Source organism: uncultured Shimia sp., from assembly GCF_947493595.1.
Taxonomy (GTDB): domain Bacteria; phylum Pseudomonadota; class Alphaproteobacteria; order Rhodobacterales; family Rhodobacteraceae; genus Shimia.
The window spans coordinates 44,871-57,702 of the sequence record NZ_CANLRL010000001.1; the positions used below are offsets into that span (position 1 = coordinate 44,871).

The following is a 12,832-nucleotide window of genomic DNA, read 5'->3' on the forward strand; positions in this document are numbered from 1 at the left end:
TCCTCAGCACAGTGCATGATAGAAAAGCTCGCCGGTTTTCTTGGCGGGCTTTTTCTATGTCTGGAGACTGAGCTCGAGCAAGCTGCCCCAACGGAAGTCTTTGGCATCGCAAGTCACCTGTGCCACGTTTGGGCCGGGAAATGGGAGGAATGCGCGATGTTGATCGATGTGGCTTTGCCGCTGTCGTTGGCGATTATAATGTTTTCATTGGGGTTTGGGCTAACCTTTGCCGATTTTGGCAGGGTGCTGACCATGCCGCGCGCGGTGATTGTGGGCGTAATGATGCAGGTGGTCGCGGTGCCTGCAGTCGCGTTTCTGTTGGTGTCGTTCACAAGCTTGCCGCCTGCGATGGCTTTTGGCGTGATGTTGTTGTCGTTTTGCCCAGGCGGTGTGACGTCCAACATCCTGACCAAATTGGCGGGGGGCACGGTGGCTTTGTCTATCACACTAACAGCGGTGGTGAGCCTGTTGTCGGTGCTGACCGTGCCCGCGCTGACCGGCTGGGCGGCGACCACGTTTCTGGGCGGCGATGCGCCGGTGATCAATGTGACCGCGATTGGCATCAGCATGTTTGTGATCACCGCCGTGCCGGTGGCGATTGGTGTATTGCTGCGGTTTGTGGCGCCGACGTTTGCGGACAATAACGAAGGCCGCGTGTCGGCCTTGGCGCTGATCTTGTTTGCGGTGATTGTCGCGGCGGCGCTGGCGACCAACTGGAGCATGTTCATGGAGAACATTGGCGGATTGGGGCCGGTGCTGATGGCGCTGAATGCGGTGTTGCTGATTGCCGGTGTTGTGGTGGCGCGTGTGCTGGGACTGTCGGGGCCGGATGGGCTCTGTATCTCTGTGGAGATGGGTGTGCAGAACGCGACCCTTGGCATCGCGGTAGCAGGGATTATTGCGCAAACCGGTGGTATTCCCGAGTTTGCGGTGCCGGCCGCAGTTTACGGGATCACGATGTATATTGTGACCATTCCGGGTATGTTCATTTTGCGCAAGATTTTTGGCTGAACTTGACCTTTGCTGCGGGTTTGGGCAAAGGCAGGCCCGCAGCATAAGGTAATTTGGCATGTCCGACGACAAACACCCCGGCAAAGATTCTGGCAGACACGCAAGCGGTGCGCCGTGGCGCAACTTCTATGGCCGCTTCAAAGGCAAAGGCCTACGGCCTAGCCAAGAGGCCTATCTGGACGAAGATCTCGCGGCACTGTCTCCCGGCAAGGTGGGCTGGGAAGAGAACCCAGAGCGCGAGAACCTTGACCTTGAGGCGCTGTTTGGTGGCAAGGATGTTTGGCTCGAAGTGGGCTTTGGCGGCGGCGAGCATATGGTGCATCAGGCGGTGCAGAATCCGGATGTGGGTATCATTGGCTGTGAACCTTACATCAATGGTGTTGCCATGCTGCTTGGCAAAATCCGTGAAGCCGGTGCGGAGAACATCAAGGTGCATCCCGGCGATGCGCGCGACATGTTTGACGTGCTGCCGGATCAAAGCCTGAGCCGGGCGTTTTTGCTGTACCCTGATCCGTGGCCCAAGAAGCGGCATCACCGTCGCCGGTTTGTGACGCCTGAACATCTGGAGCCATTGTCACGCAAGCTGAAGCCAGGAGCAATTTTCCGGGTGGCGACGGACATTGAGGATTATGTGCGTCAGACCTTGGAGGAAGTGCCACGTCAAGGGTTTGAGTGGTTGGCAGAGAAGCCGGAAGACTGGCGTGAGCCGTGGGGGGATTGGATTTCCACGCGCTATGAGCAAAAAGCCTTCCGCGAAGGGCGCACGCCGCATTATCTGACCTTCCGGAAGACTTGATAAAGGCGCGGGTTTGCACAATTCTGGTGGCATTTAGTTATATATTGAGTGCCCCATGTCAGATCGCCATATCATCAATTGTCACCTTCACTTGTTCACGCTGGACAATGTTCCGGAGGACTTTCCAAGCCCGATTGTGGGCAAACTGCGCAACAAGCCGAGACTGATCAGTTTTCTTGCAAAAGTGCTTAGGGGCGTTGCGCCGCAGATTGAGCGCCTTGCACGAATGGCGGATGTCGGGCGGCTTGAAACGCAGGAGAAGGTCCTGCAACGGGTGCTGCCGCATTACCCAGATGATACGCAGTTTGTCATCCTGCCGATGGATATTGCGCCGGGAGGCTATCGTGAAGCGCCGGTCGGGTTGCGAGAGCAGCATGATATTTTGGCGCAGCTTTGCAGAGCTGAAGAGTACGCCGACAGATTGATCCCCTTTGCCGCCGTGCATCCAGCGCGCCAAGGTGCGTTTGATGAGTTCCGCCGCTGTGTCGAGGAGCATGGATTTCGCGGGCTAAAGCTGTATCCAAAGTTGGGATACTACCCGTACCATCCTGTCTTAATGGATAAGGTATACCCCTATTGCGTTGACAACAATCTGCCGGTGATGACGCACTGTTCCCGCGGCGGTGTGTACGGAAAAAATGCCGCAGGGGTATGGGGGGAAGATTTAGGTGCGCCGCACCGGTACATCCCGGTGATGGCGCAGTTCCCGGCGCTGCGTATTTGCTTGGCACATTTTGGCGGCAGTGACGAATGGGAAGACTATGTGGCGGGGATTGACCCGTTGGACCCGGACGCACGGATTGTGAATTGGGTGACGATGATCCGCGACATGATTAAGTCGCCGAAGTACCCCAACCTGTTCACTGATATCAGCTATACGATGTTCGATTTTGAAGAGAACCTGCCGTATCTTGATATTTTCCTGAAAAATGATGCGCTGCGCTCTCGTGTTTTGTTTGGCTCCGATTACTACATGACCAAGCAGGAAGATTTGTCAGAACGGGCGGTGTCGATGCGGATGCGGCATGCGTTGGGAGATGATCTTTATTACCAGATAGCCCATGACAATGTGCGGCACTGGTTGACCGGTGAGGCGGTTTGAGGTGGCGCTTGCCGGCATGACGCAACAATCGCGTCAATCGCGCCATGGACCTTAGGCATTTGTTGCGCTAACAGCGTGGGCAAAAGCAATAAGGATGACGCGCTATGTCCGGCCACGGCACTCCAATTCCAATGACCTCTTCCCCCTGCGGCCCGCTGAAGGGCGAGGCGCATGTGCCTGGTGACAAGTCGATCAGCCACCGCAGCCTGATCCTTGGCGCAATGGCCGTGGGCGAGACCAAAATCTCCGGCCTGCTGGAAGGCGAAGACGTGCTCGACACCGGCAAGGCCATGGCGGCGTTTGGCGCGGAGGTGATCAACCACGGCGAAGGTAACTGGTCGGTGCATGGGGTCGGTGTCGGCGGTTTTGCCGAGCCGGACAATATCATCGACTGCGGCAATTCTGGTACTGGCGTGCGGCTGATCATGGGCGCGATGGCGACCAGCGACATCACCGTGACCTTCACTGGCGACGCCAGCCTCAACGGCCGTCCAATGGCGCGGGTGACGGACCCGATTGCGTTGTTTGGGGCGACCTCGGTGGGGCGCTCTGGTGGGCGTTTGCCGATGACCATTGTTGGGGCCAAAGATGCGGTGCCCGTGCGCTACGAAGTGCCGATGCCGTCGGCGCAGGTGAAATCTGCGGTGCTTTTGGCGGGGCTGAATGCGCCGGGGCAAACTGTGGTGATCGAGAAAGAAGCCACACGGGACCACACCGAGCGTATGCTGGCAGGCTTTGGTGCCGAGATTTCGGTGGAAGAGACCGATGAAGGCCGCGTGATCACCTTGACCGGTCAGCCAGAGCTGAAACCGCAGACGATTGTTGTTCCGCGCGATCCAAGCTCGGCAGCTTTCCCGGTTTGTGCCGCAATCATCACGCCGGGCTCTGACGTGTTGGTGCCAAATATCGGTCTGAACCCAACGCGGGCAGGTCTGTTCTATGCGTTGCAGGCGATGAATGCGGATCTGACATTCGAAAATGAGCGCGAAGAGGGGGGCGAGCCGGTGGCGGACCTGCGGGCGCGGTTCTCGCCTGATCTTACGGGCGCCGAGATCGACCCGGCGCGGGCGGCCAGCATGATTGACGAATATCCGGTGCTGTCGGTGGTGGCCTCTTATGCCAAAGGCGACACCGTGATGCGCGGTGTAAAAGAGCTGCGCGTGAAGGAAAGTGACCGTATCGACGCCATGGCCAAAGGCCTGCGCGCCAATGGTGTGGAGGTCGATGAGGGTGACGACTGGTGGATCGTGAAAGGTCTGGGCCACGGCAACGTGCCTGGTGGCGCGACCTGTGAAAGCCATTTGGATCACCGCATTGCCATGAGCTTCATGGTGATGGGCATGGCGACACAGCAGCCTGTGAGCGTGGATGACGGCGGCCCAATCGCCACGTCTTTCCCGATCTTTGAGCCGCTGATGGACGGTTTGGGCGCGAAGATCACCCGGACATAAGTTGCCCGACGCGGCCTCTGGCGCACGTTTTTGTTGATTTTGGCGAAGCCTCGGTCATGATCGGGGCTTAGTCATTTGTGGGCCTTTTGCATGAGCTATATTCAGCGGGTTTTTTGGGTCAGTTTTACTGCCGCCACTGCCATCTATCTGGTGATGGTGTTTTGGACCATGCCAACCATCAGTGCTGCCGCCGGAGGGTTGGCGCCGTTTGACATGCGGCCCTTTGGCTATACGCCACAGGAGGCGCGCGGTTTTTTGTCGGCGCTGACAGTTGAGGGGCGGGACTTCTACATCACTGTGCAACAGCGGCTTGATCTGGTTTATCCGGCACTGCTGGGGATAATGTTGATTGTTGGCTTTCAGAGCCTGTTCCAGCGGCCCTGGAGCATGGTGTTTTCTTTTGTGGCGCTGATCATGGTGTCGGCGGATTATCTAGAAAACTATATGGTGGCGACAATGCTGCACATCGGTCCGGACGCGGTGGAAGACAACCTCGTGGCTTTTGCCAGCTTTTGGACGCGCTGCAAATCGGCGGCAGCCACGGTGGCCTTTGTTGGACTTATGGCGGGCGCGGTGATGCAGATGCGCCGCCGGTGGGCGTAATCCGGCCCACAAGGCGGGCGGCGTCTTGCGTTGATGATCTTGCCTCGGTAGAGCCTCGGGGACGTTAGATAGAGCAGGGCAAGACATGCGGTTTACCATTGCAATTGATGGGCCAGCGGCGGCGGGCAAGGGCACAATCTCCAAAGCCGTGGCGGCGCATTATGGCTTTGCTCATTTGGACACTGGTTTGTTGTATCGCGCGGTGGGTGCCCGCACACTGGATGGAACGGATCCAATTGAAGCCGCCAAAGCCCTGACCGCCGAAGATCTTGATGCAGACAACCTGCGCACGCCAGAGGTGGCACAAGCGGCCAGTAAGGTCGCCGTGATTGGCGAGGTGCGGGCTGCCTTGGTGGATTTTCAACGCGCGTTTGCGCGCCGTGCTGGTGGGGCCGTGCTGGATGGGCGCGACATTGGCACCGTGATTTGCCCCAATGCCGAAGCCAAGCTGTTTGTCACCGCCAGTGCCGAAGTGCGGGCAGAGCGCCGCTATCTAGAGCTTGTTGGCAAAGGCACCGAGATTGATCGCGAAACCGTGCTGGCGGATGTGAAAGAGCGCGACGCGCGGGATATGGAGCGGGCTGAAGCACCGCTGAGGCCCGCGGAGGACGCGGTATTGATCGACACCTCCAACTTGGCCATTGAGGCAGCCATCGCGGCGGCTGTGGAAGCGATTGACAAGCTGCGTCCGGCAGAGTGAACCGTACCTGATCAGGCGGACCTTTTCTCGTCTGCCTGCAGATCATAGTCGGCGCGGGCTTCGTCGATGTTGGGCAGGTTGTCCAAGGCCCAGGTGCCAAGGGTTTTCACCGGCTCATAGAAAGAATAACCCAGCTCAGTCAGGGCGTATTCCACTTTGGGCGGGATCGTCGGGTGGTAGGTGCGGTTGACCAATCCGTCACGTTCCAACTCTCGCAGTTTCAAAGATAACATGCGCTGGGAAATGCCCAGATGGCGTTTGAGTTCGTTGAAGCGCAGCACTTTGTATTGCGCCAGTGAAAGCACGATCAGCACCGACCAGCGGTCTCCGACGCGGCCCAGAACCTCGTTGATACGGGAGCATTGCGGGCAGCCTTGGTGCGCAGACTTTTCAGGCATGGCGGTTCCTCTTGTGTAACCGGGTCTCAAACATGTGCCTTCTTGTGGCGATTTCTGGTGCCACTTATATCGCGGGTATCGAAAGTATACCACCCTCGGTTCCGGTGAGTTGCCGGCCCGCAAGAAGGATCATGTGAGAATGACAAGCCTGAAAGACCTGATGAATTGGCGCTATGCCACCAAGAAAATGGACCCAGCAAAAGCGGTTCCTGAAGAAAAGGTGGAGGCGATCCTGGAAGCGATCCGTATGGCGCCGACCTCCAGTGGTACGCAGCCGTTTGAGGTGTTTGTGGTGACCAACGACGAGATGCGTGAGAAGATCCGCAAGGTGGGCTGGGATCAGAGTCAGATCACCGAAGGCAGCCACCTTTTGGTGTTTGCGGCTTGGGATAACTATTCGGCGGAGCGCATTGATGCGGTGCGTGCACATATGGAAGAGTTGCGCGGCGAAAATGAGATGCTGTCGCAGTATTATGAGAACCTCAAAAACGTGTATCTGCCGCGTGACGAGACCGTGAACCACGACCACGCGGCGCGTCAGGCCTATATCGCGCTGGGCTTTGCCATGCTGGCAGCGGCGGAACTGGGCGTGGACACCTGCCCGATGGAAGGGTTTGATCCGGACGCCGTGGATGAGATCATGGGGCTGAAAGAGTTGGGCCTGAAATCCGTGACGCTGTTGCCGCTGGGCTACCGTCAGGAAGGCGCGGACTGGCTGCTGCCCATGGCGAAGGTGCGCAAGTCGCGTGAGACACTGGTGAACGAGGTTAGCTAAAGCCGTTTGGAAAAGATCACTTCTAGAAGGCGCTCCGGACTGGGGCGCCTTTTTGTGTCTTCGTGGGGTTGAAATTCGCGGCGGTAGAAATGTAATAACATAACTAAATGAATCTGTCGGATATGAGCGGTGCCATGGGACGGAATATCAAAAGCAATCTGCGTGGGCGGCGCAGGCAGGGCAATGTCATGCAAGCCTATGACGCGCTGCCACCAGAACTGCGCCAATGGTTGCATACCGCAGCCTTGCCTTGGAGCCCGGCCTCTGCGCGCGGGATATGGCGCAAAGCGGGCGGCGCAAAGAACCCAAAAGCGGCACTTGAGCGGTTGAATGCTGTGGAGGCTGCGACATTGCGCCGAGACCAGCAAATGCAGGGAATCGGCTTGCCGAACTAGGGGTTTGGGGCTATATCGCCCCTGTCTATAAGGCGCAAATGCCATAAAACAACGGGACGAGCAGGGTCGGAAACGCCGGCCCTCTTTGTTTTTTGTGTGTTTTTCCAGTTGTTTGGCGCGTCAAAGACCAACTTGTTCTGCCAGAAGGCGGACACCAACCAAGACCGGCGGAGACAACCGCGCGGCCAGTAAAAATGTTTGAAAAGGAAATGACGCCACATGGCTGATACAACCATGGAGGAATTCGAAGCCCTCCTTAACGAAAGCTTCGAAATGGACACACCGAACGAGGGTTCGGTTGTCAAAGGCAAAGTCATCGCAATTGAAGCGGGCCAAGCCATCATCGACGTAGGCTACAAAATGGAAGGCCGCGTTGATCTTAAAGAATTCGCAAATCCAGGTGAAGCTGCTGAAATCGCTGTTGGCGACGAAGTAGAAGTCTTCCTGCGCTCGGCTGAAAACGCCCGCGGCGAAGCGGTTATCTCCCGTGAGATGGCGCGCCGTGAAGAAGCATGGGATCGCCTCGAGAAAGCCTACGCAGACGAAGAGCGCGTTGAAGGCGCAATCTTTGGTCGCGTTAAAGGCGGCTTTACAGTTGACCTCGGCGGCGCCGTGGCCTTCTTGCCTGGCTCCCAAGTTGACGTACGTCCAGTACGTGACGCCGGCCCACTGATGGGTCTGAAGCAGCCGTTCCAGGTTCTGAAAATGGACCGTCGTCGTGGCAACATCGTTGTGTCCCGTCGTGCGATCCTCGAAGAGTCCCGTGCCGAACAGCGCGCAGAAGTCATCGGCAACCTGTCCGAAGGCCAAGCGGTCGACGGTGTGGTCAAAAACATCACCGAATACGGTGCATTTGTTGACCTCGGCGGCGTTGACGGCCTGCTGCACGTCACCGACATGGCATGGCGTCGTGTGAACCACCCATCTGAGATCCTGACAATTGGCGAAACCGTCAAAGTTCAGGTTATCAAGATCAACAAAGAAACCCACCGCATCAGCCTGGGCATGAAGCAGCTGCAGGACGATCCATGGGATCTGGTTGCTGCCAAGTACCCACTGTCTTCCGTGCACAAAGGCCGCGTGACCAACATCACCGATTACGGTGCCTTTGTTGAGCTGGAGCCGGGTGTTGAAGGTCTGGTTCACGTGTCCGAAATGTCTTGGACCAAAAAGAACGTACACCCTGGCAAAATCGTTTCCACCTCTCAGGAAGTGGACGTCATGGTGCTGGAAATCGACGGCGCCAAGCGTCGCGTTTCCCTGGGTCTCAAGCAGACTCAGCGCAACCCATGGGAAGTGTTTGCAGAAACCCACCCAGAGGGCACTGAGGTCGAAGGCGAAGTCAAGAACATCACCGAATTTGGTCTGTTCATCGGCCTGCCTGGCGAGATCGACGGCATGGTTCACCTTTCCGACCTGTCCTGGGACGAGCGCGGCGAAGAAGCCATCCAGAGCTACCACAAGAACGACGTTGTTCAGGCCGTTGTGTCCGAAGTTGACGTTGAAAAAGAGCGTATCTCTCTCTCGATCAAAGCCCTCGGCGGCGACAAATTTGCAGATGCAGTTGGCGGCGTGAAGCGCGGCTCGATTGTGACCTGTGAAGTGACTGCCATCGAAGACGGCGGCATCGAAGTGGCATACGAAGGCATGAAGTCCTTCATCCGCCGCTCCGACCTGTCCCGTGATCGTGCTGAGCAGCGCCCTGAGCGTTTCTCCGTTGGCGACAAGCTCGACGTACGTGTGACCAACATCGACAGCAAGACCCGTCGCCTGGGTCTGTCGATCAAAGCGCGTGAGATTGCTGAAGAGAAAGAAGCCGTGGAACAGTATGGTTCTTCGGACTCCGGCGCATCCCTGGGCGATATCCTGGGCGCAGCTCTGAAGACTGGCGACGAGTAAGATCAACCGATCTTTCGTTTCAAAATTTGGGAACCCCCGTCAGAGATGGCGGGGGTTTTCATTTGCGCGCCTGTGTTGCGCCAAAGGATTGCCGCAAACCTGCGCGATGTTGCCCGCGAAAAACAACATTGGTGAGGTCAGTCGTGATACGTGTGGTGGTTCTTTTTCTGGCGGTTGTGGTGTGTGCGGGCGCGGGCTTGTTTGTCTGGACGGCGCAGAGCGCCAAATCCCGCAACGCCGAAGCGATAATGCCGGTGGCAGAGCATACGCCGATCGCTGCGCCTTTTGTCATGGAAAGCGCCACGCAATTTCATGTGCGGCACCTCAAAGACTTTCGCTACGAGCCGTCCGAGAAAATTCAGACCATTGTGCCGTCTGACAGCACATTGGACGGGATCACCCCGGTAAAGTGGCACTATGTGGGCCCTCAGGTTGCGCGCCCGGTGCCTTTGGTTGTGCTGTTTCACGGGCGCGACCGGACGGGCCTGTCGATGATCGAAATGTGGTATGAAACCGCCCGCAACAACGGTTTTGCGATCCTCGCGCCAACCGCGCCAAGTGGGAATTGGCCCTATGAGGAACCATCGCCGTATGTGTTGGAAAAGATGATAGATCAGTTGCATGAGAAGCATCAGATTGATCGCGAGAAGGTGTTCCTCTTTGGGCATTCTGCCGGGGCGGTCTATGCGCAAGCCCTTCTCAACAAGACAAAAGGCCCGTGGCGGGCGGCCGCTTTGCATGGCGGGTTTCTACCAGCCAGCCATCAGATCGTGCCGCAAGAGGCCAAACCTTACCGGGCTTATGTTGGGCAGCATGAGACTGGCTTTGAGCTCGCAGACATCCGTGCCACGGGCGAGGAAATGGCAAAGCGTGGTGTGGCAAACGATCTGATCGTCATCCCACAACACACACATTGGTTTTATGATATCGGCGACCAGATTGCCGCCGACAGCTGGGCTTGGTTCAAGAGCCTGCCTTAGGTCTCACTGTAAAGGCGTTCCGCCTGTTGCGTCAGGGCTTTCATGGCGGCGCGGTAGGGCGCTGGACCAAAGCTGATACGGGACACACCCGTAGCGGCCAGAGGCGCCATGTCTGCGGTGACATCCAGACACATGGCGTTGACTGGCAAGGTAACCGCCTCGCAAATGCTGTGGATCATCTCTGGATCAGCGAGGCCAGGGATGAAGAAGCCGCTGGCGCCGGCCTCAGCGTAGGCTTTGCCACGGGTGATGGCAGCCTCAACATGTTGGCCATGTTCGGCGGGATCTGATTGCAAGAATAGATCGGTGCGGGCGTTGATGTAGAGCGGCACATTGTGGGCGTCGGCCTCAGCACGGATCGCGGTGATACGCGCGCTTTGGGTGTCGATGTCATGAAGGCCTTGGCCTTGCACCACACGGTCCTCAAAGTTGATGCCAATGATGCCCGCCGCCAACACACCCGCGATGTTTTTGCGCAGCGCATCGGTCTCAACGGCATAGCCGCCTTCAAAATCAAGCGAGACCGGCACATCGCAGGTTGCGGTGATACGGGTGGCGATTTGCAGGAGGGTCTCCAGTGGCAGAGCTTCCCCATCGGCATAGCCTTGTGCCGCAGCAACGGACCAGCTGCCGGTGGCTAGGGCCGGCGCTCCGCCTTTGGCAATGGCCGCGCCGCTGCCGGCATCCCAGCAGTTGTAGAGAACAAGGGGATTGCCGGGTTGGTGCAGCGCGGCGAAGGCGCGGGCGCGATCAGCTTGGGTCATGGACATGTCCTTTTTGGTATTGGCGTTCGATTTCAATGAGTTTCTGTTTCCGCCAGAGCCCGCCGCCGTAGCCTGTGAGCGAACCGTCCGCGCCCAGCACGCGGTGACAGGGCACCAGCAGCGCAATTTGGTTGGCACCGTTGGCGCGGGCCACAGCGCGGGTGGCGGAGGGGCGGTCTAGAGTTTTGGCAATCTCTGAGTAGCTGCGGGTCTCTCCGGCTGGGATTGTGCAAAGCGCGTGCCAGACGTCTTTGGTGAAGGCTGTGCCGTGAAAGGCGAGGGGTGTGTCAAACTGTGCATTCTGGCCCGTGAAGAAGGCGGCAAGTTCAGCCTCCACTTGATCTGTCGGTGCATAGCGGCCCAAGCCAAGGTCCCCTTTGGCAAAGTTACGTAGGCGGGTGAGTTCGCGGGGCAGGGCCTTGCGTTCGACAAATTCCAACAAATGTAAATGGGAGGCGCTGGAAACGGCGATCAGATCACCCAGCGGCGAAGTGATCCAGTCCGCGCATAACAAACCGCCTTGGCGCAGGTCGGCAGGGGCGCAGCCGAGAAGGCGGGCAAAAGCCGCGCGGAAGGCGGAGGGGCTGTCAAAGCTGGCACTGATCTGCGCTTCGATGACCTTGTCGCCTTGGCTGAGCACTTCAAAGCCTTCGCGCAGGCGGCGTTGGCGGGCCATTTCAAGGAAGGTCATGCCAAACTGGCGTTTGAACGACCTGCGCACGGTTGAAAGGTCAAAACCCATTTGGGCGATGTGGCGTTCGGACCAGCGGATATCCGGGCGCTCATCTAAAGCGGCGAGTAGGGCCGCAATGGCGGGGTCCGCTTCTGCCGCGGGGGCCATGGGGTGGCAGCGCTTGCAGGCGCGGTATCCGGCTTCGATGCATTCGCCGATAGAAGCAAAGAAAGTGCAGTTTTCCGTCTTGGGTTTGCGGGCCGGGCAGGTGAGGCGGCAGAAGACACCGGTGGAGGACACGCAGACATAGGCGCGGCCGTCAAAAGCCGGATCACGGGCCAACAGGGCGGCGTAAAGCGTGTCATGGGTGGGCAAATCAAACATCATGAGGGCACCCTAGCAGGCGACATCCGCCATGCAGCCGGAAATCGGGCGTGTATTTCAGAAAGCTGGTCAGGAATGTGTGACTGGAAGTTTACCCAAGGGCAGGCTTAAGCTCAGGCAGGATGTGTGAGGGTAGTGATGGCAGAGAACAGTTTGTATTCGGATCCAGCGTTGATTGCGGTCTATGACGCCTTAAATGCCGGGCGGGAAGACTATGATTTCTACTTGTCTCAGCTGCCCAATGTGCCGCAGCGGATCTTGGACATTGGCTGTGGTACCGGCCAGTTTGCGCTGGAGCTGGCGGCGCGGGGGCATGATGTCTGTGCGGTTGATCCGGCGCCTGGCATGGTGGCGTTTGCGCGGGAGAAACCCGGTGCAGAGCTGATCGAATGGTATGTGGGCAGGTGCTGTGTTGTGCCCAAGTCGCGGCCGTTTGATTTCATTTTCATGACCGGCCACGCGTTTCAATGCCTGTTGAGCGATCAGGACATCTTGCGGCTTTATGCGGAAGTTGTGGCGCGGCTGGCGCCGGATGGGGTGTTTTTTGCTGAGAGCCGCAATCCCGCTGTGAGGGCTTGGGAGCGGTGGCGCCCGGAGAACGCGGGACCGCCGGTTGCCTTGACTGAAGGGCGTACGGTTCAGGTTGCGCATCAGGTGACTGCCGTGGGGAATGAGTTGGTGCAGTTTGACGAGACGTATCGGTTTGAGCCTGACGGGCTGGAGATTGGCTCGGAGAGCAGCCTGAGGTTTTGCACCAAGGGGCACCTGGAAGCGCTGGCGCAGCAGGCAGGGCTGGGGGGGCGGCATCTGAGCGGGGGCTGGGACGGGCAGGCTTTTGACGAGACACGCAGCCCTGAAATCATTCTGGGGCTGAAGGTCCAAAACGCATAAGGCCGGGCAA

Annotated in this window: 14 protein-coding genes; 11 read left to right on the top strand and 3 right to left on the bottom strand. The window is 58.2% G+C overall.

The genetic code is table 11. The annotated features are described in order from the left end of the window. The first annotated feature begins 15 nt into the window (after positions 1-15). From Q0955_RS00235 to cmk, 6 genes are all read left to right on the top strand, one after another. Positions 16-1,011, top strand: coding sequence for a bile acid:sodium symporter family protein (locus tag Q0955_RS00235; protein ID WP_299418564.1), 996 nt, complete (start codon positions 16-18; stop codon positions 1,009-1,011). Between the two features lie 58 nt (positions 1,012-1,069). Beyond that, positions 1,070-1,807, top strand: a complete 738-nt coding sequence (gene trmB / locus Q0955_RS00240) for a tRNA (guanosine(46)-N7)-methyltransferase TrmB (RefSeq protein ID WP_299418566.1) — start codon at positions 1,070-1,072, stop codon at positions 1,805-1,807. 55 nt (positions 1,808-1,862) lie between these two features. After that, entirely contained in the window at positions 1,863-2,909 is a 1,047-nt protein-coding gene (locus tag Q0955_RS00245) for an amidohydrolase family protein (RefSeq protein ID WP_299418568.1), read from the top strand. Between the two features lie 104 nt (positions 2,910-3,013). Next, the gene (gene aroA / locus Q0955_RS00250; RefSeq protein WP_299418570.1) at positions 3,014-4,360 is read left to right on the top strand and encodes a 3-phosphoshikimate 1-carboxyvinyltransferase; all 1,347 of its coding nucleotides are present in this window, start codon (positions 3,014-3,016) and stop codon (positions 4,358-4,360) included. Positions 4,361-4,450: 90 nt separating this feature from the next. Next, complete coding sequence (locus Q0955_RS00255; protein ID WP_299418572.1) at positions 4,451-4,963, top strand: hypothetical protein; 513 nt, start codon at positions 4,451-4,453, stop codon at positions 4,961-4,963. An 85-nt stretch (positions 4,964-5,048) separates the two neighbouring features. Beyond that, positions 5,049-5,663, top strand: coding sequence for a (d)CMP kinase (cmk, locus tag Q0955_RS00260; RefSeq protein ID WP_299418574.1), 615 nt, complete (start codon positions 5,049-5,051; stop codon positions 5,661-5,663). Positions 5,664-5,674: 11 nt separating this feature from the next. Here the strand turns inward: cmk and Q0955_RS00265 are convergent, their stop codons facing one another. Beyond that, positions 5,675-6,061: a helix-turn-helix domain-containing protein gene (locus Q0955_RS00265; RefSeq protein WP_299418576.1), complete on the bottom strand. Its 387-nt coding sequence runs from the start codon at positions 6,059-6,061 to the stop codon at positions 5,675-5,677. Positions 6,062-6,200: 139 nt separating this feature from the next. Between Q0955_RS00265 and Q0955_RS00270 the strand changes: the two genes are divergently transcribed. From Q0955_RS00270 to Q0955_RS00285, 4 genes are all read left to right on the top strand, one after another. Next, complete coding sequence (locus tag Q0955_RS00270) at positions 6,201-6,836, top strand: nitroreductase family protein (RefSeq protein WP_299418578.1); 636 nt, start codon at positions 6,201-6,203, stop codon at positions 6,834-6,836. A 134-nt stretch (positions 6,837-6,970) separates the two neighbouring features. Then, positions 6,971-7,231, top strand: a complete 261-nt coding sequence (locus Q0955_RS00275; protein ID WP_299418580.1) for a DUF6525 family protein — start codon at positions 6,971-6,973, stop codon at positions 7,229-7,231. A 219-nt stretch (positions 7,232-7,450) separates the two neighbouring features. Next, a complete protein-coding gene (gene rpsA / locus Q0955_RS00280; protein ID WP_299418582.1) occupies positions 7,451-9,130 on the top strand; it encodes a 30S ribosomal protein S1 in 1,680 nt (559 codons plus the stop codon). Positions 9,131-9,273: 143 nt separating this feature from the next. Further along, positions 9,274-10,110 carry a prolyl oligopeptidase family serine peptidase gene (locus Q0955_RS00285; RefSeq protein WP_299418584.1) on the top strand — a complete coding sequence of 279 codons (837 nt, stop codon included), beginning with the start codon at positions 9,274-9,276 and terminating at the stop codon, positions 10,108-10,110. On the opposite strand, the gene Q0955_RS00290 is transcribed toward Q0955_RS00285, so the two are convergent. Together Q0955_RS00290 and Q0955_RS00295 are read right to left on the bottom strand one after the other, a co-directional pair. After that, complete coding sequence (locus Q0955_RS00290) at positions 10,107-10,874, bottom strand: isocitrate lyase/phosphoenolpyruvate mutase family protein (RefSeq protein ID WP_299418586.1); 768 nt, start codon at positions 10,872-10,874, stop codon at positions 10,107-10,109. The two genes, Q0955_RS00285 and Q0955_RS00290, sit on opposite strands and share 4 nt — an antisense overlap. Next, positions 10,861-11,934: a trifunctional transcriptional activator/DNA repair protein Ada/methylated-DNA--[protein]-cysteine S-methyltransferase gene (locus tag Q0955_RS00295; protein WP_299418588.1), complete on the bottom strand. Its 1,074-nt coding sequence runs from the start codon at positions 11,932-11,934 to the stop codon at positions 10,861-10,863. Before Q0955_RS00295 ends, Q0955_RS00290 begins: the two co-directional genes overlap by 14 nt. Positions 11,935-12,069: 135 nt before the next feature. Between Q0955_RS00295 and Q0955_RS00300 the strand changes: the two genes are divergently transcribed. Beyond that, positions 12,070-12,822, top strand: a complete 753-nt coding sequence (locus tag Q0955_RS00300) for a class I SAM-dependent methyltransferase (RefSeq protein ID WP_299418590.1) — start codon at positions 12,070-12,072, stop codon at positions 12,820-12,822. The last annotated feature ends 10 nt before the right edge of the window (positions 12,823-12,832 follow it).